Below are 21,192 nucleotides of genomic sequence, written 5' to 3'. Positions count from 1 at the left end.
ACCCCGTAGCCGAACACGTGGTCGAGCGCATTCTCGACCGGAATGTCGGTGCCGCCCTTGCCGAGCGCCACCACCATCTCGATCTCGAAATGGACGTCCTTGGTCATGCCGGGATACGGAAAATTCCCGTCCGTCACCACGTTGTCGGGATTTTTCTGGAAGAAGAACGGAGGCTCCTTCGACGGGTCGTGACCCATCTCGATCGCATGCTCGGCATAATTGCGCCCGACGCAATAGATGCGATGAACCGGGAACAGCTTGTCGCTGCCTTTCACCGGCAAGCTTGGAACCGGCAGAGGCTCGACCACGTAGCCGGCGGTTGAGATAGGCGCATTCATCATCTTACTCCTGCGTAATAATCGACTTTTTTCTCGACGTGTTCGATGGCCGCCGACATCAGCATCGCCGCGGCGAAGAGGATGATGGTCAGCGCCCAGAAGTTCTCCATGTCGAAGCTGCGCGAATAAAGCTCGAACAGCTCGCCATATCCGATGATCGACACCAGAAGCTGGCCGATCACCACGCCCTTCACGCCGCGGACGAGCCCGAGCCTTATCCCCGCGAGGATCTCCGGAAGCGCCGCGAGGAGAACGATCTTGCTGTAAAGGGCGAATGTCGTGGCGCCGTAGCTGCGGCCCATCTCGATCAGCGAGTTGGGGACGTGCTGGATGCCGGCACGCGTGTCAAGAACGATGATCCAGACCGCGAAGAGGAACACGGTGACGATGACCGTCGTCTCGCCGATGCCGAACAGGATCATGAGAACGGGCACGAGGGCTGAGAGGGGAGCGCTGACGAAGATGTTCACCCAGATACCGAACAATTCGTCGACCGCCTTGAACCGGCCCATCAACACTCCCAGGGTGATGCCGACAACGATGGCCAATCCCATGCCGATGACGAAGCTGTGCAGCGTGATCAGCGCCGCGGCCTGCCATGTGCCTGTCTGCACGAGGGCCAAAGCCGCCACGAGCACGCTCGAGAGTGGCGGGATGAGAAAGAGCAGCCCGGCGCGGCCGACGATTTCCCAGATCACACACCAGACAATCAAAGATGCCATCATGGGCACCCGATAGCCGAAAAGAACCATGATCCGCTCCTCAATCCACGTAATGCTTGAGGCCTTGCCAGATCTCCTCGACGGTATCGAGATAGCCCTGGTCGCGGCGAATGGCGTCGGGGGATGCGGTGCGGTCGATCTTCGGTTCGATGATCTGCGAAACGCGTCCGGGACGACGGGAAAGAAGCACGATGCGGTCGGAGACGTAGACCGCCTCTTCGATGCTATGGGTGACGAAGATGAAGGTCTTGTTTTCCTTGTCGACCAGACGCAGCAGATCCTCCTGGAACTTGCGGCGGTTCTGCTCGTCGACCGCGGAGAACGGCTCGTCGAGCAACAAGACCTCGGCATTGACCGCGAAAGCCCGCGCAAGCCCCACGCGCTGGCGCATACCGCCTGAAAGCTCATGCGGGTACTTGTCCTCGAAGCCGTTGAGGCCGACCTCCGCGATGTAGTTGCGCGCGATGGATTGCCGTTCCGCCTTCCCCATGCCTTGCAGCTCGAGGCCGAACGCAACATTGCGCATGACCGTCGCCCAGGGCATCAGGGCGAAATCCTGGAACACGAAGGCGCGCTCAGGACCAGGCCCCGTGACGGTCTTGCCATTCACCCGAACCTCTCCGGATGTCGCGTCGATCAGACCGGCGATGATCTTGAGCAGCGTGGTCTTGCCGCAGCCCGAGGGGCCGAGCAGCGTCGTCAGCTTGCCCCGGGGAAAGTCGAGGTCGATGAGCCRCAAGGCCTCGACTTCGTTGTATCTCTTGCAGATGCCTCGAACCTCGACGACGGTTTCGGCGGCAGGATAGGCCGTGTTGACGGCGGCGGCGGGGAGCATCACGTCAGCCCCTCCTTTTCTCTGGACGCAGGACGCGCATCTCGAACGATTCAAGCGCCGCGAGCGTCAGGGTTGAGACAAGAATGATCGACACCACGGCGGCATACATCTCCGCGTAATTGGCGACCGAACGATGATAGGTGATGAGATCGCCGATGCCCGTGGGCGTGATGAGCAGCTCCGCCAGAATCACGCCAATGAAGCCCGCGGCCAGACCCAGCCGCAATCCGGCGAAAATCACAGGGCTTGCATCCGGAATGATGATCTTGGCGATCTGCTGGAGTTTCGTGCCCTGGAACGATCGGCACATGGCGACGAGCGACGGGTTGGCATTGCGCACCGCCTTGTAGCCGTTGAGCACGATGACCGGGAGGGCCAGCATGATGACCGCGAGGGTCTTCGCCACAAGGCCGATCCCGTACACGAAGGTGATCAGCGGAATGAGCGCTGCCATCGGAGCCGCTTGCAGGACGATGAACAAGGGCGCCACGAGCCATTCGGCGGAGCGGGACAACCCCATCACGATGCCGAGCCCTACCCCGATCACGCCCGAAATCGCAACGCCGATGATCAACGGCTGCAGGGTTTCGGCGTAGGCGACGAACAGGCTTCCGTCGAACAGCATGGAAGCGAGCGCCGCGAAGGTCGCCGAGAAGGTCGGGAACGCGTAGCTGATCGGCACGCGGCCCGCGATCTCCCAAGCCAGGAAGAAGAGCGCCAGGGACGCCACACGCCAGAGGGCGGGGTACCGTCCGAGGGCCCGGCCGAAGCCGGGGCGCGCGGCGGCGGGCGCGTGAACGGCCCGCACGGGGCCGTCCACCTGAGAGGGAGCCATCATCCCGGCCGCCTTACTTTTTGCCGAGCTTGGCAAGCGCGCGGTCAAGCGAGCGGGTATCCCAGAAATCTTCCACCTTCAGGCTCGCGGGCTCACCCGTGAGCTGACCGGAAAGCGTGTAGAAAGCGAAATCGTCCTTCGCCGCCGCCGCGCCGCCGCCATTGAGCGGGAACGCTTTTCCCTTCGCGAGCTCTTCGAAGTACGGCACGATTTCCGTCACCTGCGCGGCCGGAAGATCCGGCAGAAGCTTGTACTTCGCGCGCAGTTCCGTGACGACGGCCGGGTTCGCCGTGACCTCGCGCCAGGTGGTGAGGATCGCCTCGACGATCTTGTCGACATCGGCCGCATTCTTCTCGAGGAAATCGGTGTTGGCGAAAAGCGCTTCGTCGGTGGCGTTCACGCCTTCGAGCGGCAGGATGATGAACTTGCCGGGGGCCTGGGTTTCGAGAAGCCGACGGCCTGCTGAATCGACGATGGTGGCCTTGACGTTGCCCTGCAGAAGCGCGCCTGTCCGCACTTCGGAGCCGGGAATGTAGCTGATCTTGGAGAACTTGATGCCCTGGCGGTCTTCCATCAACTTCATGATCGCTTCGGTGCCGGAACCCCGCGAGTGGACCGCGATCTCCTGCCCGTTCAAATCCTTCCAGGTCTTGTAGAACTGGGCGTTGACGGCCGGGTAGAAGCGGAGGGTCGAGAGCTGCATGAACATGCGGATCGGGGCTTTGACCTTCTGCACGAGTGCATACGGCCCGCCCACTCCGATATCGGCCTGCCCGCCGACGACGGCCTGAGCGGCGATATCCTCGGATTTCAGATACGTCACCTCGATATCGACGCCCTGCTCCCTCGCACGCTCGAACGCGGCCAGAAGGTGCAGCGATTCGACGCTCGCGATGTCGCCGAAAGCGACGCGCACCTTCGCGGCATCCGCCGAACCGGATGCAACCAGTGCGGCGCCCAATGTCAGCGCGGCAGCGCTCGCCTTTAGACCTGAGAACATCTTGAACATTTCCATCTCCCGAGGCTCCAGCGGTTGATCCGCCCTATCGTCTGGCCGCGTTATCCGCGACCAATCGCCCAATGGTTACAATTGGAACTGCCGTAATGTCAAGTGAATGTCCCTATTGACTGCGTCGGCACAGTGTTTCATAGATCAACCAATTATCGATTGGTTGGATCCAGATGTCGAACATCAGCGAAATGACGATGGAGCGCGGCGTGATCACGCAACTCCGCGCCTATCTGGCCCAAGCGGCACTGCCGGAAGACGGGAGGCTGCCGCCTGAGCGCGAATTGTCGGATGCGTTGGGCGTCTCGCGGACGGAATTGCGCAAGGCGCTGACGGCGCTCGAGACCGAGGGTCAGCTCTGGCGCCACGTGGGGAAAGGCACGTTCATCGGCAGCCGACCCCTTGATACGTTCGCGGACATTGCGTCCTTGGCCAAGCGCACCAATCCTGCCGAGGTGATGCGCGTGCGCTTGATCATGGAGCCTGAGATCGCGCGGGCGGCGGCGCTGACCGCCACACCGATGCACCTCACCGAAATGCGCACCTGCGTGACCCGCATGCGGGAAGCCGGCACGTGGCGGCAATACGAGAACTGGGACAACCGCCTGCATCGCACCATCGCGGAGGCGACCCAGAACAGCCTTCTGGTCGGTCTGTTCGACACCATCAACGCCGTCCGGCGGGCGGTGACGTGGGGCCGCCTGCGCACGACGCCCTTGAAGCCCGCGAGCGACCATCACAGCTTCGCGGAGCACGATGCGATCATCGAGGCAATCGCCAACCGTGACATGAGCGGCGCCGCATCGGCGATGCGCATCCATCTGCAGAGCGTGGAGCGCAAGCTTCTCGAGCGGCAATCCGAAGCCGGGCACTGACGGCGGGCAGTCAGCAGAACGGCGCGCGGGCCCTCGCCGTATGCTCTTTCAGGACCGTCCCGGTTGCCGGGTCGACCTCTTTCAGCACCACGCCATAACCCCACAAGTCTGCCAGATGCTGCAGCACCTGGTCGGTCTCGTCGCCTTGCAGGAGAATTCCGTTCAAGACGTTGTGATGGAGTTCGAGCCGCCGGTCGCCCGCCAGGTCCACGTTGACCACCTGAATGTCGGGATCGAGCCAGGCCATATCGTAATGCCGTGCGAGCGATTGCCGGACGCGCCTGTAGCCCTGTTCGTTGTGAATGGCCTGAATGCGAAGCGTCGGCTCGTCCGGGTTGTCGACGAGATGGAACATGCGCCACTCCCTCATCAACCGCGGGCTCAGGAATTGCAAGATGAAGCTTTCGTCGCGGTAATTCGCCCACACGTCCTTCAGGACTCCCATGACGTCCCTGCTGCCGGCGATTTCCGGAAACCACAGCCGGTCCTCATCTTCGGGCCGCTCGCAGATTCGCGCGATGTCCCGCATCATCGCGAAGCCAAGCGCATAAGGGTTGATCTCGCCGTAATGGGGATCGTCGAATTCCGGTTGTCGCACCACGTTGGTGTGTGACTGAAGGAATTCGAGAAACGAGCCGTCGGTGATCCGCCCTTCGTCATGAAGGCGGGTCATGATTTCATAATGGCAATAGGTGGCACAGCCTTCGTTCATGACCTTGGTCTGACGCTGCGGATAGAAATATTGCGCGATGTGGCGCACGAGACGAAGGATCTCCCGTTGCCATGGCTTCAGACGGGGCGCGGTCTTTTCCAGGAAATAGAGCAGGTTTTCCTGCGGCAGTTCCAAGAGCGCGCGCAGGTGCTGCTCCTCCGTGGCTTTGCCGTGACCGCGTCGCTTTCCAGGAAGCGTTTTCCAGAGATCGTTGTAGGTCTGCTCCCGATGCAACTGCCGTTCCCGCTCGCGACGCTCCTCGGAACGCAGGTCCGGGCGCTTCTTGCGGGGATAGCGGTGGACGCCATGCGACATGAGCGCGTGAGCCGCGTCCAGAAGGCGCTCGACGGCCGCTTGTCCATAGCGTTCCTCGCATCGCGCCACATAGTTTTTTGCAAATGACAGATAGTCGAGGATGCCGTCCGCATCGGTCCATTGCCGGAACAGATGATTATTCTTGAAGAAGTGATTGTGACCGAAAGCCGCGTGAGCGATGACGAGGGTCTGCATCGTGGCGGTGTTTCCCTCCATGATGTAGCACACGCAAGGATTCGAATTGATGACGATCTCATAGGCGAGGCCCATGAATCCTTTTCGGTAGACGGCGTCATGGGCGGCGAAGTGCTTGCCGAAGGACCAGTGTCGATAGAGCAGCGGCATCCCGGTCGACGCGTAGGCGTCGAGCATCTGCTCGGCGGTGATGACCTCCACCTGATTTTGATAGACGTTGAGGCCGAGCTGACCCACCGCTACGTCTTCGACGGCGTCGTAGATGTGCTGGATCGTCGCGAAGTCCCAGTCGGACCCTTTAAACAGAAGCTTTCGCTCGCGGCTTCCGGTCATGGCGCGCCCTGCTCGACGGCTTCCGTCCTCCGCCGGAAGAGATCGCGGAAGACGGGGTAGATCTCGCGTCGATGGTTGACCTTGCGCATGGCGATCTCGCTGCCGTTCTGCACGAGAGCCTCATAGGTTTGCCAGAGGGTCGTCCGGTGCGTCGAGAAACCTATCCGCTGCCCCTCGTCCTCGGCACCGACTTCGAGATACGCAAAATACTGGCACAGCGGCAGGATGGCATCGCGCAGCAACGCCGTGCATGTGGCCCGGTCCGCCGTCGAATTGTCACCGTCGGAAGCCTGCGCGGCATAGATGTTCCAGCTCGCAGGCGGGTAGCGCTCCGCGACGATTCGCTTCATCTCGACGAGAGCCGACGAGACGAGCGTTCCGCCGGTCTCCGGGCTGTTGAAGAACGTCTCCTCGTCCACCTCCTTCGCCTCGTGCGTGTGCCGGACGAAGACGATCTCGACGTGGCGATAGCGGCGTTTCAGAAACACGTAGAGCAGCATGTAGAATCGTTTCGCCAGATCCTTCATGTGCTCTGTCATTGAGCCCGACACATCCATCAGGCAGAACATGACAGCCTGGCTGACGGGCCGCGTCACGGGCTCGAAGCGTCGATACCGCAAATCGATGGGGTCGATGTAGGGAACCTGCCGCGTCCGGCGATTGAGCCGCTCCAGTTCCGCGCGCAGCAAAGTCAGCCTTTCGCTGCTTTCGGGCTCTTGTCTCTCGAGATCCGCGATCTCCTGCGCGAGCCTCTCCAGCTCGGCAAGACCAGGGCGCTTCAGCGCGATGCGTCGCGACAGCGAATTGCGCATGGTCCGGGTCAGCGCCAGGTTGGGAGGCGAGCCCGTCACGGAATAGCCGGCGCGTCTCAGACCCGAGGCTTCGGTCGCCATCAGCCGGCGTTTGGAGAGATTGGGAAGATCGAGGTCGTCGAGGAAGAGCTGCAGAAACTCCTCCCGCGAGAGGACAAACCGAAACTGGTCTTCACCCTCTCCATCACCTGCCTCCGACCCCCGGCCCGAGCCACCGGGCGGCCGCTCGATGGTGTCGCCTTCCACGAATCTCTTGTTTCCGGGCAAGACATAATCCCGCAACCCGCCCGAATTGGCGCGCCGAAGACGCGGTTCGCTGATTCCGCCTTTGGGGATCGACACCTCCGCAGAGGAGTCGATGTCCGTGATGTCCCGCTCCGCCGCCTTGTCGGCGACCGCGCGCTGCACAAGCGCCTTGGCGCGACGAAGAAAGCGCTGTCGGTTGGGGAGGCTCTTGCCCCCGGCATTGAGGCGTCGGTCAATGATATACATGACACGCTACTCCCGACCGACCAACGTCAATCCGCCTGCTTCACTCTCATGTACCATTCGACCAGTCGGCGAACCTGTCTTTCGGTATACCCACGGGCCAGCATTCGTTCCACGAACTCACCGTGCTTCTTCTCGGTTTCGGTATCCTTCTTGGATCCGAAGCTGATCACCGGAAGCAACTCCTCCACCTGCGAGAACATGCGACGCTCGATCACCTCGCGAAGCTTCTCGTAGCTGGTCCAGGACGGGTTACGCCCGCCATTCGCCGCGCGGGACCGCAAGGCGAATTTGACCACCTCGTTGCGGAAGTCTTTCGGGTTGGCAATGCCGGCCGCCTTCTCGGTCTTGCTGAGCTCCTGGTTCAAAAGCTCGCGGTTCAGGAGCTGGCCCGTATCCGCATCCTTGAAATCCTGATCCTCGATCCAGGCATCCGCATAATCGACATAGCGGTCGAACAGGTTCTGGCCGTAATCGTGGTAGGATTCCAGATAGGCCTTCTGGATCTCGTGCCCGATAAACTCGGCGTAGCGCGGCGCGAGTTCGGCCTTGATGAACTCGAGATAGCGTTTCTCCGTCTCGGGCGGCAATTGTTCCCGCCGCAGCGCCTGTTGCAGCACATACATCAGGTGGACGGGATCGGCCGAGACCTCGACCGTGTCGTGGTTGAACGTGGCGGCCAGGACCTTGAAGGCGAAGCGGGTGGAAATCCCCTCCATGCCCTCGTCGACGCCGGCCGCGTCCTTGTATTCCTGCAAGGATCGCGCGCGGGGATCGACCTCGCGGATGCTCTCGCCGTCATAGACACGCATCTTCGAAAAAACGTTGGAATTCTCGTGTTCACGAAGCCGTGAAAGCACCGAGAACTGCGCCAGCATTTCGAGCGTCGCGGGTGCACACGGAGCCGTGGCCAACTCGGACGACCGGATCAGCTTCTGGTAGATTTGCTGTTCCTCGGTCGCGCGCAGGCAGTACGGCACCTTGATCACGTAGATGCGATCTATGAACGCCTCGTTGTTCTTGTTGGCCTTGAAGCTCTGCCACTCCGCCTCGTTGGAATGCGCCATGATGATGCCCGAGAACGGGATTGCGCCGATATTCTCGGTGCCGACATAGTTGCCCTCCTGCGTCGCGGTGAGCAGCGGATGGAGCATCTTGATCGGGGCCTTGAACATCTCGACGAATTCGAGGATGCCCTGGTTGGCGCGGTTGAGGCCGCCCGAATAGCTATAAGCGTCCGGATCGGCCTGCGACAGCGTCTCGAGTTTTCGGATATCGACCTTGCCGACCAGCGACGAGATATCCTGATTGTTCTCGTCGCCGGGTTCGGTTTTCGACACGGCGATCTGGCGCAAGCGCGAGGGGTTGATTCGCGCGACGCGGAATCGCGAAATGTCGCCGCCGAACTCATCCAGACGCTTGAGGCACCAGGGGCTCATGACCGTCGTGAGGCGGCGACGCGGGATACCGTACCGCTCTTCGAGGACGTCACCCATGTGCTCGGGGTCGAAGAGTCCGAGGGGGCTCTCGAAAACTGGACTGAGATCGTCCCCCGCCTTCAGCACGTAGATCGGCTGGAGCTCCACGAGGGCCTTGAGCCGTTCGGCCAGAGAGGACTTGCCGCCGCCGACCGGTCCCAGCAGGTAGAGGATCTGCTTGCGTTCCTCCAGCCCCTGAGCGGCATGCCGGAAGAAGCTGACGATTCGCTCGATCGTCTCCTCCATGCCGTAGAACTCGGCAAAGGCCGGATACCTGCGGATCGTGCGGTTCATGAAAATGCGACCGAGGCGGGCATCTCTTGCGGTGTCGACGAGTTCCGCGTCGCCGATGGCGGCCAGAATGCGCTCTGGCGCGCTCGCATACATCATCGGGTCGTCGCGACATCCCTCAAGATATTCTGTCAGAGACATCTCGCTGTCGCGGCGGGTCTCATAAGTTCGTGCGTAACTCGAAAAGAGATCACTGTGAGGAAGCATCGGCACCTACCGAATTTACACCCTACGTCATCATAACTTAAATCTACCGCTGAGGTTGCCGAAACTTCCGGGCATACACTGAAAAGACACCGGCAGACCAAAATCTTCTCCTGACCGCCGATCACGGAAGTGCGGGCTTGTCGGGGGTCAATTCCGCGATATTCCCCCTAATTGTCGTCTGCAGCCCTCTTCGGAACTGAAACGGGTTGATCTCGGGGGTTCTTAGCAACTGTCTGTGGCGACGCGTTCCTGCAAGGCTTGTGCGACCATCTGTCTCCGATATCCCTCGATGGCTGCGGAGTGGCTGGAGCCGGGCCTGCTCAGGCGGTCTTGCGCATATCCGGCGGGGGCAACGCGAAGGCGGTGGTCGATTTCACGCGCTGCATGGCGAACCGGGACGTCACATTTCTCAGCGGAATGGCATCGATGAGTCGCTTGTAGAACAAGTCATAGGCTGCCATGTCCTGGACGACGACACGCAGCATGTAATCGACGTCCCCGGCCATCCGGTAAAACTCCATGACCTCCGGCATCGCCGATACGAATTCGGCGAACCGTTGAAGCCAGGCTCCCGAATGGTCGGAGGTCTCGATCGATACGAAAACAGTCAGCCCAAGACCAATTTTTTCCGGGTTCAGGAGCGCCACACGCCTCTCGATGACCCCGCGGGATTCAAGCCTCTGAATGCGCTTCCAGCAGGGTGTCTGGGACAAGCCCACCTTCTGCGCCAGTTCGGCGATGGAAATCGAGGTGTCCTCTTGCAGCAGGGCGAGAATTTTGGTGTCGATCGCGTCCATTCTCACTATCCACTGACGACGTAGCTCGGCCCTCTCGCCCAACGAAAGTAGAAAATTATTATCCACGCTTCGGCGATTCGACGGGCGAGAGGAAAATTTATTCTAAATGATGGCAGCTGGACGTCAACGTGCGTTGCTGCGCGGCGATTGCCCTGTGCCCGCGCCGTAATCACACGAAACCTGGATCGACCGCGGAACCGCGTGTGAGCCATCCCGGCAAGGGCAGTCCGCGCGCGCTCAGGAAATCCGGGTTGAAGAGCTTCGATTGATACCGAGATCCGGAATCGCACAGGATGGTCACGATGGTGTGACCCGGGCCGAGATGCTTCGCCAGGCGGATGGCACCCGCGATATTGATTCCCGACGAACCGCCGAGGCACAGCCCTTCGTGCTCGACCAGATCGAAGATGATCGGGAGCGCCTCCTCATCCGGTATCTGGAAGGCCAGATCGATCGGCGCGCCCTCCAGATTCCGCGTGATGCGGCCCTGCCCGATACCCTCGGTGATCGAGGAGCCGGTCGATTTCAGCTCGCCATGAGTAAAATAATGATAGAGCGCCGCCCCCATGGGGTCGGCGAGCGCGATCTGAACCTGCGGGTTTTTCTCCTTGAGCGCGATTCCCACGCCCGCTAGCGTTCCCCCGGTTCCGACCGCGCTGACGAAGCCATGGACCGTCCCGTCCGTCTGCTCCCAGACCTCCCGGCCGGTCGTTTTCACGTGACCGTCCCGGTTGGCGACATTGTCGAACTGGTTCGCCCAGATGGCGCCATTCGGCTCCGTTTGCGCCAAGCGATCCGCCAGACGGCCCGAGATCTTCACGTAATTATTGGGATTCGCGTACGGGACGGCCGGCACTTCGATCAGCTCGGCACCCGCCAGCCGAAGCATGTTCTTCTTTTCCTCGCTCTGCGTTTCCGGAATGACGATGAGGGTTCGAAAGCCCAGCACGCTCGCCACCAGCGCGAGACCGATGCCGGTATTACCCGCCGTTCCCTCGACAATGATGCCGCCCGGACGCAGAAGGCCCCGACGCACAGCATCTTCGACGATGAACAAGGCCGCCCGATCCTTGACGGAGTGGCCCGGATTCATGAATTCGGCCTTTCCGAGAATCGTGCAGCCCGTCAGCTCCGATGCACGTCGCAGCTTGATCAGAGGGGTGTTGCCGATAGCGGCGAGGATGTCGGGCTTGATATCCATGAAGACCTGTCCGGCGCAAAGAAATGTGACTTAATCTGAATGGATATGGGCCGCGGTTCAATCGACATCGTCAGCGCCGTCGCGGCTGCCGCCGCCCCAAGCTGGACAGAGGTGTCGCGGCTATCCAAAATGGGAGGCAGATTTTCCTCTTGCGGACATACGAACCCATGACCTCAGGACAACGCGGTCACTGTCGTCGCACCGCGCCGATCACGCTTCCCCACAACAGCCCGCGGCACCCGTCATGAGCCTTTTCGGCAGCATTTCGTGGGCGACGGTTTATCTGGCGTCCGAATGGATCGTCAGGATCGTGATGCTCGTCGTGGTCCCGTTCCGGCGTTCGCCTGACGCCGCGAAAGGCTGGCTGCTTTTCGTGTTCTTCCTGCCATGGCCTGCCCTGCTCGTTTACTTCCTGATCGGGCGCCCCTCCTATCCCGAATGGCGGCAACGGCGATTTTCCAAGCTCCCCGTCGTCTTCCGGGCGGTGGGTGAGCGACTGACCGAGGTCACCGATGAACAGCGGCCGCATCTTCCGGCGAACCTGAAGCAGGCTGCCACGCTGATCCAGAACCTCGGGCGGTTCGCCAGCGTGAGCGGCAACAATGCGGAGTTGCTCTCGGATTACGACGGCACGATCGACCGTCTGGCGGAGGACATCGACGCCAGCCGCCTCCATGTCCATCTGCTGTTCTACATTTTCGCCGATGACGAGACGGGCCGGAAGATCATCGATGCTTTGGCGCGGGCAGTCTTGCGCGGCGTGGCGTGCCGGGTCCTGATCGACGCCCTCGGATCCCGCCCCTGGGCGACCCGGACGGTCGCGGCGCTCCAATCGGCGGGCGTCGAGGTCCATCTCGTGCTGCCCCTCGGCCTGCTTCGGCGCAAATCCGCCCGCGCAGACCTGCGCAACCATCGCAAGATCGCGGTGATCGACGGCAAAGTGGGCTATGTGGGCTCCCAGAACCTGGTCAATCGGGACTTCAAGCCTGGCATCGTCAACCAGGAGCTCGTGGTCCGCGCCACCGGACCGGTGGTGCTGGAACTCCAGGGCGTCTTCGTGACCGACTGGTTTCTGGAAACCGAACAGGTGCTCGACGACCCGGCGATCTGTCCCGAACCGGTGGATACCGGCGAGACGATCGCGCAGGTGCTTCCATCGGGGCCGGACCACCCGGGCGCAGGGGTCGAACGCCTGATCGAGGCGCTCGTCTACGGGGCGCGATCCCGCGTGGTGATCACGACCCCCTATTTTATCCCCAACGAAGCGCTTCTTCACGCGCTGGAGACGGCCGTACTTCGAGGTGTGGAGGTCCATCTCGTCCTGTCGAAGCCGGTCGATCAGATCCTCGTCAACCTCGCGCAACGCTCCTATTACGCGGGCCTCCTCGCGGCCGGGGTGAAGATCCATCTCTACCGGGACAAGCTCCTGCACGCCAAGCACCTGAGCGTCGATGAGGATCTCTGCCTGATCGGATCGAGCAACATCGATCTGCGCTCGTTCATCCTAAACTCCGAGGTCAGCCTCGTTCTCTTCGATCCCGACGTGACCGCCCGCCTGCGTGAGGAGCAGGAGCGCTATTTCGCCGAGAGCGACGAGCTTGACCTCGATCGCTGGGGCCGGCGGTCGCTCGCAGCCAAGACGATCGAGAATATCGCACGGCTCATGAGCCCGCTGCTGTGAGGTTCAAAATGAGCGCGCGGGCTAGCAATGGGACGCCCGCCATCCTATATCGGGCGTGTCAGGGCAACCTGGCTATGATCGTAGAGGCAGAGTGGAATAAGCGTTTAGGACGCGGGTTCGATTCCCGCCGCCTCCACCACGAGGGCATCGTTCGGTGTGCCTTGGTGATGGGGGCGACATGGGTTCGACTAGGCGTGATAAAGGCTAGGCTGCGATTAGGCTGAGCTACGGCCTTAACAGTGCAAATTCACAAATGCCAACGACAACGTTGACATGGGTGCGGTTCGCCTCGCGGCGTAACCATCCGGGGCTCGGGAAAGCCTAGCAACAGAAACGGCACCTCCGGGTGCCGTTCCCATTTTTACTCGCTCAGCTTGGGGATGCGTTTGGGAGCGATACCCGGACGGGGGTCGATCTCCGGGACCGCGATACCCGTTATGTCTCCGAGAGCGGCCGCCACGGCCTGTCGTCCGGCCTCCCCGATCTTCTCGGCTTTGTGCTTCCGCTCGGACTTGTCGATCTTGTCGAGCAGCGGGTCGAATTCGACCGGAACCATCGGGTCGCCCAGATATTTCGGCTTATCCCCTGTCTCGTGATATTGCGCCCTCAATTTCTGGCCGAGATGTTCCTGCACCGCCGGCGGGAGAGGCGGCAGATTGCTCCGTCTTTTCGTGGGTTGATCGCCGCTTCCGGACATCGCGCACCTCGCTCCGCATCGGGGCCCATTCCAACGCCAGCGTAGCTATAAAGTTCCTGTGGGCAAGCCCTTGCGGTCCGGTCAACCTCGCGGAAGCTCGGCATAGACATCGCCCGAATTGGCCTCGTCGGGCAGGCTTGCGATGAAATCCCACATCTGCCCTACCGGGATCGCTTCGCCGAAAGACAAAACCTGGCTCTCGCCGAGGGCGACATTGAATCGATACGGGCCGAGCCTCTCGAGCCTTGTCAGACAGGCTCTCGCGGCATCGCGGGCGATCGTCGTGAATTCGAACGACAAGGCGGGAACGGCCTGGGTCAGACCGGCCAGCACCTCCTCCTCGAAACCCTCTACGTCGATCTTGATGAAGGTCGGCACCCCATGTTCGGCAATCAGGAGATCGAGGGTTGTCACAGGCACGGCGAGAGACTGGTCCCAATCCTGCCCTTCCCATCCGCGAGCGCCCTGCGCGGCCGAGATGAAATCAGCCGAGAGGCTCGAAACCGTCGGGTTGCGGGAATTGACCCGCAGAACCAGCTCCCCCGGTGCCGAGCCGGCGGCCGAGCGGAGGCAGGTGACCTTGCGATCGCGCCCGTGGATCACTCGGATGACGGAAGCCGGCCCGGGCTGGGGCTCGAGCGCCACGACTCTCGCCCCCAACCGGCGAAAGGCCGAAATCCGGTCACCCACATGGGAGCCGATATCGAAGGCGAGATCGCCGGGGCGGATATAGCGGCCGTACAGCGCGTCCATTCGGCGATGCCTCGCCCGATCGCCGTGATAAACCCAGACCGAACGCGCAAGCGCGATACCCGTCCGCAATCCAGCGATCATGCGGCTTCCGTTTCCAGCACGGGCCGAAGGCTCGTGTCACCGTGGGCGTGAAGCGCGGTGATTTCCCAAGGAGTCTCGCGCTCTTCGGGAATGGCGCACAGGCCGGTCCCGACGAGGATCTGTCCCAGGGCCGCGCCGGACGTGACAACAGCGAACGGAATGGCCACCAGATAACCGAGGGTCAGCGGAAGAGACCAGCCGACGAGAGCGGGCGCGACCGCCATCAGGGGGCCGATCACCGCGACCCCGAACGCCAGTTGCGGCCACAACCCCGCCACCGCGCTTCGCCACGTCAGCCGATGGGCGTCGCGCTCCTGCCCGTTCCAGGTGGCGGACTTGCCGAAGGGAAGTCCCAGCATGAAGAGGGTGATCCGCAGCGTCGTGGCTGCTCCGACCAGAAATGAGAACAACAACTCCGTGGCGGCACCCGCGAGGAAGCGCAACCCGCCCCCGTAGCGCAGGCGGGCGCCACTTTCGGCCAGCACATCGGCGAAACCCGCGAGTTTCGGCGACAGATACATGCCGAGGAACGTCAGGTAGAGCGCCGCCGCGGAGGTCACGGGAAAAAGCGCAGCCTCTTCGCCATCGAGAGCCTTGAAGGGGAGAAGGCCGATCAGGAGCGTCCAAGCCGGGACCCCCAGAAACATCAGGATCGCCCAAGCGAGCTGAAACCGGCTCATCGGCAGGAGGCCGGGCAGTCTCAACAATCTAACGTATTGTAGATTTCCCTGGCACCACCGCACATCCCGGCGTGAGAAATCCGCCAGCGTGGGTGGGTTTTCCTCCCAGCTTCCGCATTCCTCCGGCCAGACGCGCACCTCATAACCGCCACGGCGCATCAGCGTCGCCTCGACCTGATCGTGCGACAACACATGGCCGCTCAAAGGACCGGTGCCGGGCAGAAGCGGGAGGTCGCAATGCTCGATGAAGGGCTTGATCCGCACCAAGGCGTTGTGTCCCCAGAACGGACCGCAATCCGCCATCCACCACGCGGAGCCCATCGTGTAGGGGCGCATTCCGTGGCGCATCCCGAACTGGAAAATCCGCGCGAACGCGCTTTTCGATGGCATCCCCGTCACGAGACTCTGCAGAATGCCGAGCTTCGGATACGCCTGCATCATGCGGACCATGCGCAGGATGGTATCGCCCGTCATCAGGCTGTCGGCATCGAGCGGAAGCATCAGCTCGAACGACGAGCCCCAGCGCGTGCAGAAATCGCGCACGTTCCCGGCCTTGAAGCCCGCATTATCGGTGCGGCGGCGATAGATCATCCGGTGCGGTGCGCCGCTTTCGAGCGCCCACGCATGCGCCATCGCCTCCTCGGCGATCGCCACCACCGCATCGCTGGTATCGCTGAGGATGAAATAGGAGAAATGCTCGCCCGCTCCGGTGGCGTCCAGGCTCTGCTTGACGATGCGCAGCCGCTTGAGCGCCCGCGCCGGATCTTCATTACGCAACGTAAGCAAGATGGCGGTATCGAGCCGAACCGGCTCATCGCTGTCGCCCGCAGCGACGAACGGCGCAACCCTTGCGACCGGATCACTCGCCACGTGAAGAAGCCAGAGCCCGATCACCGCGTTCCAGAATCCGAGGACCGTCCACGGTGAGCCAATGAGGAAACATGCGAACAGGATCGCGTCGATCGCCGACCATCCCTCAGCGCCCAGGATGGTGGCAAGCCAGACGCAAAGCCCCAGATAGGTCGCTCCGTTGAGCCCGACCATGAGCCAGCGGCGGCGGGATATTTCAGACGTGGACTGAAGACCCGCAGGCGTCGTAGAGACGGCGGGGACATTCGGCCGAATGGGGAAGCTTACGGGATCGGATGTGTCGGTCACGGAGCGCTCTGTGAGAGGCAAGTTTCGTTATACGAGGATCGAAGAAGCCATGCCAGATCCAGGGAGCGGCCGCAAAGGACAGGTTCTGGCCCTTTGGATCACCGGACGAGGCCAATCAGAATTGAGAGCGGCGCCTGAACCGCGACTGAATGCCGGGGAGGCGCGAATCCGCACCCTGTGGTCTGGAATCAGCCGAGGGACAGAACGCCTCGTCTATGGCGGCCATGTCCCGGCGAGCGAATACGATCGGATGGCAGGTCCGCTCCAGGAGGGAACGTTCCCCTTTCCCGTAAAATACGGCTATTGCGCCGTCGGGATCGTCGAGGACGGTCCCCAAACCCTGATGGGCCGGACGGTGTTCGCGCTGCATCCGCACCAGGACCGCTTCACCGCGCCCGTCGACATGCTGGCGCGTGTTCCGGACAGCATTCCGGCAAGGCGCGCGGTGTTGGCGGCCAACATGGAGACCGCTCTCAACGCCCTATGGGATGCCGGCTGCGGCCCGGCCGATCGGGTGGTCGTGGTGGGCGGCGGTATCATCGGGCTTCTCGTGGCGCATCTGGCGGGGCGGCTGCCCGGCACCGACGTCACCCTCGTCGATGTCGACCCGGAACGGCGGGAGGTCGCGCAAGCCCTCGGCATCCGGTTCGCACTGCCGCCGGACACCCCCACGGAGGCCGACCTCGTCTTTCACACCAGCGCATCGGCGGCCGGCCTCGATCTTTCGCTGTCTTGCGCGGGCATCGAAGCGTCGATCGTCGAAATGAGCTGGTATGGCGACCGAGCGGTAAATATCGCCCTCGGCGGGGTCTTCCACAGCAAGCGGTTGAGGCTCATTGCCTCGCAAGTCGGCCAGGTCGCCGTATCTCGTCGGATGCGATGGACCCACGGCCGACGCCTTGAGGCCGCGATGGCGCTTCTCGACGATCCGCGCCTCGATACGCTGGTCGCCGAGGATGTGAGATTCGAAGACCTGCCGTCAGCGCTGCCTTCGATCCTGTCGCCGAACGCCAAAGGTTTGCCACCGGTCGTTCGCTATCCGTAACGCCGCTCAGAGGGACGCCCGCATGTACGCCGTCGAGGTGCGAGAGCACATCATGATCGCCCACAGTTTCAAGGGCGAGCTTTTTGGACCCGCACAGAAATTGCACGGAGCCACGTTCGTGGTCGACGTGGCGTTCTTCCGCGACGAACTCACGGTCGATTCCGTCGTGGTGGATATCGGGCGGGCGCATGATGCGCTCAAAGCCACGCTGGCTCCGCTGAACTATCAGAACCTCGATGAGCTTCCGCAATTCTCAGGCCGCAACACGACCACGGAGTTCCTCTGCCGCCACATCTTCGATGCGATGGCCGAAGCGGCGAGGAATGGCACATTGGGGCCGGGATCGGACGGTCTTTCGAAAATCCGGGTCGTGCTGCACGAATCCCACGTGGCCAAGGCCTGGTTCGAGGGACCGCTCGCCGATGGCTGAGGTGGCGTTCGCAATTCCCGGCGATCTGTCCACGCCGACGGGCGGCTATGCGTATGACCGGCAGGTCCTCGCGCGGCTTCCCGCGCTCGGCATCGAAGTGCGCCACCTTGCGCTTCCCGGTTCGTTCCCGACACCGTCGCGGGACGATCTTGCCGAGACACTGCGCCTGATCAACGATCTCCCGCTCGGGACCCTCGTGCTGATCGACGGTCTGGCGTATGGGGCGCTTCCACCGGACATCGTGGCGCAGATATCCCGCCCGGTCGTCGCCCTGGTGCATCATCCGCTCGGACTCGAATCAGGCCTGAACGCCGTTGACGCCGCAGGGCTGGTTCGGAACGAAACCGCCGCCCTTTCCCGCACCGAAGCAGTGATCGTCACCAGCCGCACCACCGCGAACCTTGTGGCGGCCGACTTTTCAGTGCCGCGGGACCGCATCACAGTCGCGGGGCCGGGGACGGAGCCCGCACGGCGCTCCCAACTCCAGGTCGGCGGACCGGTGCGAATTCTGGCCGTCGGTTCGATCGTGCGGCGGAAGGGCTATGACGTGCTGATCGAAGCCCTCGCAGGGCTCGCCGCCATCCCCTGGCGCCTGACCATCGTCGGCGCCGATGACCGCTCGGCGGAATATGCGGCGGAGATCCGGGGACAGATCGCCAAGCATGGATTAGGCGAGCGCATCGCGATCACGGGCGCGGTTGGGGACACAGCTCTCGCGGGACATTACGGCGACGCGGACCTGTTCGTTCTTGCATCCCGTTTCGAGGGATTCGGCATGGTTCTCACGGAGRCCCTCGCGCGCGGTCTTCCCATCGTCACGACGACTGGGGGCGCCGCGGCCGAAACCGTCTCAGATAAAGCCGCCGTCAAGGTCCCTCCGGACGACGTGTCAGCCCTCCGAACGGCCCTGAAGCGTTTGATCGAGAATCCGGTTGCGCGACAACTCCTGGCGGATTCGGCCTGGCAGGAAGCCCAGACGCTGACCCGATGGGACGAGACGGCCCGCATCATCGCGGACGTATTGAAGGAGCATGGCGCGTGACGGGTTTCAGCGCAGAATGGCTGGCACTCCGCGAACCGGCCGATCATCGAGCGCGAAATCGCGATTTGCTCGCTACCCTCGCCCGGTTGTTTGCCGACCGCGAGTCGGTTCGCGTTCTCGATCTCGGTTCCGGGTCTGGCTCGAATCTGCGTGGGACCGCGCCGCACCTGCCCCTTCGGCAGAACTGGCGCCTTGTCGATTATGACCCGGAATTGATCTCGGCCGCGCAGGATTCCCTCTCGACTTGGGCCGATGAGGCGAGCGCGCGCGGCGAGGCTTTGCACTTGGCGAGAGATGAACATGTACTCGACGTCGAATTTCGCCTTGCCGATCTTGCCGCCGACATCGAGACGGTGCTCGACGAACCCGCTGATCTGGTGACGGCAGCGGCGTTTTTCGATCTCGTCTCGGCCGAGTGGATCGAGCGTTTCGCCGCCGCGATCGCGGCTCGCGCGCTGCCGCTCTACACGGTGCTCATCTACAACGGCGACGAAGGATGGGACCCTCCTGACCCGAGCGACCGGCTAGTGAACGCGGCGTTCAACCGGCATCAACAGACCGACAAGGGGTTCGGTCCCGCCGCGGGCCCGATGGCTGCGGAAATCCTTGCTGCATCGTTGAAAGCGAGGGGTTACGACGTCATCCTCGGCGACAGCCCCTGGCGGCTGACTTCGGCGGATCGGGCATTGATGGCGCCGCTTGCCGCGGGCATCGTGGAGGCCGCGAGGCAGACGGGACCGGTGTCTCCCGGCGATCTTCTGGCCTGGGAACGGGCGCGATCGGCACCGAAGGCCTGCGTCATCGGCCACACGGACTTGCTGGCGATCCCGCCGACCTGATCAGCCCCGCCCCTTGACCATCCGCTCCCAGACGCCGTCGCGGCGCACGAAACCGTGCCAGAGCGCCGCCGCGACGTGCACCCCGAGGAGGACCGCCATCAGGAAAACGGCCGCCTTGTGCCATCCCAGCACGATCTTTGCGCGGTCCATCCCGCCGGAGAGCTCGATGGGTATGGGAAAGAGCCAGAAATAGTTCACCGGCGAACAACACATCGAGGTGCCAGCGAAGCCGAGAACCGGAACGAGGAGGATCAGCCCGAACAGCGCCAGATGCGTGCCCCTCGCAGCGGCCTTCTGCCAGGCTGGAAGGGAGGACGGCAGGGTCGGAAACCCCTCCACCGCCCGGATGGTCACACGGATCACCGCCAGGGCAAAGACGGTCATGCCGAAGGATTTGTGCAATTCGTAGAGCGTATTCTTCGCCCCGCCATCCGGGAGGTTGACCATGGTCAGGCCGACCGGGATGAGGATCAGCAGGATCAGCCCCGCGATAGCCCAGTGAACGAACCGCGAGGGGCCGCTATACTGTTCAAGCTTCTCGGTCATGGCTCCCGCTCCTTGGCGTTTTCATGTCGCAATCGAACAGAACGTCGCCATCCGGAAAGACATGGACCTCGACGGTGGGCCTGATGGCCTCGTCCAGCCCGTCGATGGGCGGGAGCGAGAGCCCAGGCATTCCCGAACCGATGATCAGGGGCGCCACAAGGACATGGAGCCGGTTGACGCCGCCGGCAGCGACGAAGGACGAGATCGTGCGTGCGCCGCCCTCGATGAGAAGCCGCCGCATGCCGCGCAGGAAGAGAGCCTCGACGATGGCGGTCGGGGGAATTGCTCCCTCGACCGAATCCACCAGGATCTCCTCCATCGAGCGCATGGCCGGGCCGGGTCTGGTGCGGATCACGTAACGGTCCGCGCAATCCGAGGTCACGCAACGGGCATCGCTGGGCAGCCGCCCGTTGGGATCGATGAAGACCCGTGCGGGATTGCGCCCATCGACCCTCCTCACCGTCAGCGCGGGGTCGTCGGCAATCACCGTTCCGACGCCGACCACCACGGCATCCACATGGGCGCGCAGCCGATGCAGATGATCGAGCGCGCAGGCTCCATTGATGTAGCGGGATGCCCCGGTGGGCGTTGCGATCCGACCGTCGAGCGATTGGCCCAGCTGCGCCACGACGAAAGGTCGGTCGGGCGGTGCGTTCCGCAGATGGGACAGCGGATCGGCCTCCATGCGGCTCTTTGACATCGGGACCATTAAAGACCGAGTGTTTTCATGGCGTTGGGCCTGTGCCGTGTTCACTTGAACGTGTTATATGGGGCAATTGGCTGGAAAGGTCGATGC

The 21,192-nt window shown here is 62.6% G+C and carries 21 protein-coding genes and 1 other RNA gene; 7 read left to right on the top strand and 15 right to left on the bottom strand.

Annotated elements, in window-relative coordinates; genetic code table 11:
• The 5 genes from AC1DVM_RS07660 to AC1DVM_RS07640 all read right to left on the bottom strand — a co-directional run.
• Window positions 1–338 (bottom strand): fumarylacetoacetate hydrolase family protein (locus AC1DVM_RS07660; RefSeq protein ID WP_477253391.1); only part of this gene is annotated, 338 nt, incomplete at its 3' end.
• Window positions 338–1,090 (bottom strand): ABC transporter permease, encoded by a 753-nt coding sequence (locus tag AC1DVM_RS07655; protein ID WP_477253390.1) that lies wholly within the window; start codon window positions 1,088–1,090, stop codon window positions 338–340. The genes AC1DVM_RS07660 and AC1DVM_RS07655, both read right to left, overlap by 1 nt.
• A 10-nt stretch (window positions 1,091–1,100) precedes the next feature.
• Complete coding sequence (locus AC1DVM_RS07650) at window positions 1,101–1,895, bottom strand: ABC transporter ATP-binding protein (RefSeq protein WP_477253395.1); 795 nt, start codon at window positions 1,893–1,895, stop codon at window positions 1,101–1,103.
• A 4-nt stretch (window positions 1,896–1,899) separates the two neighbouring features.
• Window positions 1,900–2,733, bottom strand: a complete 834-nt coding sequence (locus AC1DVM_RS07645) for an ABC transporter permease (RefSeq protein ID WP_477253388.1) — start codon at window positions 2,731–2,733, stop codon at window positions 1,900–1,902.
• Between the two features lie 10 nt (window positions 2,734–2,743).
• Window positions 2,744–3,739: an ABC transporter substrate-binding protein gene (locus tag AC1DVM_RS07640; protein WP_477253387.1), complete on the bottom strand. Its 996-nt coding sequence runs from the start codon at window positions 3,737–3,739 to the stop codon at window positions 2,744–2,746.
• Window positions 3,740–3,912: 173 nt separating this feature from the next.
• On the opposite strand from AC1DVM_RS07640, the gene AC1DVM_RS07635 reads away from it, so the two are divergent.
• The gene (locus AC1DVM_RS07635; protein ID WP_477253385.1) at window positions 3,913–4,614 is read left to right on the top strand and encodes a FadR/GntR family transcriptional regulator; all 702 of its coding nucleotides are present in this window, start codon (window positions 3,913–3,915) and stop codon (window positions 4,612–4,614) included.
• A 10-nt stretch (window positions 4,615–4,624) separates the two neighbouring features.
• On the opposite strand, the gene AC1DVM_RS07630 is transcribed toward AC1DVM_RS07635, so the two are convergent.
• The 5 genes from AC1DVM_RS07630 to AC1DVM_RS07610 all read right to left on the bottom strand — a co-directional run bounded on the left by AC1DVM_RS07630 (window position 4,625) and on the right by AC1DVM_RS07610 (window position 11,444).
• Window positions 4,625–6,169: a SpoVR family protein gene (locus tag AC1DVM_RS07630; protein WP_477253384.1), complete on the bottom strand. Its 1,545-nt coding sequence runs from the start codon at window positions 6,167–6,169 to the stop codon at window positions 4,625–4,627.
• Window positions 6,166–7,473, bottom strand: a complete 1,308-nt coding sequence (locus AC1DVM_RS07625) for a YeaH/YhbH family protein (protein WP_477253383.1) — start codon at window positions 7,471–7,473, stop codon at window positions 6,166–6,168. The genes AC1DVM_RS07630 and AC1DVM_RS07625 overlap by 4 nt, the downstream gene beginning before the upstream one ends.
• A 26-nt stretch (window positions 7,474–7,499) precedes the next feature.
• Window positions 7,500–9,446: a PrkA family serine protein kinase gene (locus AC1DVM_RS07620; protein WP_477253382.1), complete on the bottom strand. Its 1,947-nt coding sequence runs from the start codon at window positions 9,444–9,446 to the stop codon at window positions 7,500–7,502.
• Window positions 9,447–9,766: 320 nt separating this feature from the next.
• The gene (locus tag AC1DVM_RS07615; RefSeq protein WP_477253381.1) at window positions 9,767–10,243 is read right to left on the bottom strand and encodes an Lrp/AsnC family transcriptional regulator; all 477 of its coding nucleotides are present in this window, start codon (window positions 10,241–10,243) and stop codon (window positions 9,767–9,769) included.
• A gap of 169 nt (window positions 10,244–10,412) precedes the next feature.
• On the bottom strand, window positions 10,413–11,444 hold the full coding sequence (locus AC1DVM_RS07610) for a cysteine synthase A (RefSeq protein WP_477253380.1): 1,032 nt from the start codon (window positions 11,442–11,444) through the stop codon (window positions 10,413–10,415).
• A 244-nt stretch (window positions 11,445–11,688) separates the two neighbouring features.
• On the opposite strand from AC1DVM_RS07610, the gene cls reads away from it, so the two are divergent.
• A complete protein-coding gene (cls, locus tag AC1DVM_RS07605) occupies window positions 11,689–13,125 on the top strand; it encodes a cardiolipin synthase (RefSeq protein WP_477253378.1) in 1,437 nt (478 codons plus the stop codon).
• 18 nt (window positions 13,126–13,143) lie between these two features.
• Window positions 13,144–13,467, top strand: a transfer-messenger RNA (tmRNA) gene (gene ssrA, locus AC1DVM_RS07600).
• A gap of 19 nt (window positions 13,468–13,486) precedes the next feature.
• Here the strand turns inward: ssrA and AC1DVM_RS07595 are convergent.
• The 3 genes from AC1DVM_RS07595 to mdoH all read right to left on the bottom strand — a co-directional run bounded on the left by AC1DVM_RS07595 (window position 13,487) and on the right by mdoH (window position 16,494).
• Window positions 13,487–13,822: a hypothetical protein gene (locus AC1DVM_RS07595; protein ID WP_477253377.1), complete on the bottom strand. Its 336-nt coding sequence runs from the start codon at window positions 13,820–13,822 to the stop codon at window positions 13,487–13,489.
• 81 nt (window positions 13,823–13,903) lie between these two features.
• Entirely contained in the window at window positions 13,904–14,656 is a 753-nt protein-coding gene (locus tag AC1DVM_RS07590) for an FkbM family methyltransferase (protein ID WP_477253376.1), read from the bottom strand.
• Window positions 14,653–16,494, bottom strand: a complete 1,842-nt coding sequence (gene mdoH / locus AC1DVM_RS07585) for a glucans biosynthesis glucosyltransferase MdoH (RefSeq protein ID WP_477253374.1) — start codon at window positions 16,492–16,494, stop codon at window positions 14,653–14,655. Before mdoH ends, AC1DVM_RS07590 begins: the two co-directional genes overlap by 4 nt.
• Window positions 16,495–16,543: 49 nt before the next feature.
• On the opposite strand from mdoH, the gene AC1DVM_RS07580 reads away from it, so the two are divergent.
• From AC1DVM_RS07580 to AC1DVM_RS07565, 4 genes are read left to right on the top strand one after another with little or no spacing between them, the layout of a single operon-like run.
• Entirely contained in the window at window positions 16,544–17,539 is a 996-nt protein-coding gene (locus tag AC1DVM_RS07580) for a zinc-dependent alcohol dehydrogenase (RefSeq protein ID WP_477253373.1), read from the top strand.
• Window positions 17,540–17,561: 22 nt separating this feature from the next.
• Window positions 17,562–17,969, top strand: coding sequence for a 6-pyruvoyl trahydropterin synthase family protein (locus AC1DVM_RS07575; RefSeq protein WP_477253371.1), 408 nt, complete (start codon window positions 17,562–17,564; stop codon window positions 17,967–17,969).
• Entirely contained in the window at window positions 17,962–19,011 is a 1,050-nt protein-coding gene (locus AC1DVM_RS07570) for a glycosyltransferase family 4 protein (RefSeq protein WP_477253369.1), read from the top strand. The genes AC1DVM_RS07575 and AC1DVM_RS07570 overlap by 8 nt, the downstream gene beginning before the upstream one ends.
• On the top strand, window positions 19,008–19,850 hold the full coding sequence (locus AC1DVM_RS07565) for an SAM-dependent methyltransferase (RefSeq protein ID WP_477253367.1): 843 nt from the start codon (window positions 19,008–19,010) through the stop codon (window positions 19,848–19,850). The genes AC1DVM_RS07570 and AC1DVM_RS07565 overlap by 4 nt, the downstream gene beginning before the upstream one ends.
• Here the strand turns inward: AC1DVM_RS07565 and AC1DVM_RS07560 are convergent, their stop codons facing one another.
• Together AC1DVM_RS07560 and AC1DVM_RS07555 are read right to left on the bottom strand one after the other, a co-directional pair.
• Window positions 19,851–20,396, bottom strand: a complete 546-nt coding sequence (locus AC1DVM_RS07560; RefSeq protein ID WP_477253366.1) for a cytochrome b — start codon at window positions 20,394–20,396, stop codon at window positions 19,851–19,853.
• Window positions 20,380–21,096, bottom strand: a complete 717-nt coding sequence (locus AC1DVM_RS07555) for a RibD family protein (protein WP_477253364.1) — start codon at window positions 21,094–21,096, stop codon at window positions 20,380–20,382. The genes AC1DVM_RS07560 and AC1DVM_RS07555 overlap by 17 nt, the downstream gene beginning before the upstream one ends.
• Window positions 21,097–21,192 lie beyond the last annotated feature (96 nt).

This window comes from Microvirga sp. P4_A5, assembly GCF_056402495.1.
Note: the sequence above shows the minus strand (reverse complement) of the source record. Positions and strands in the feature narration are given on the sequence as shown.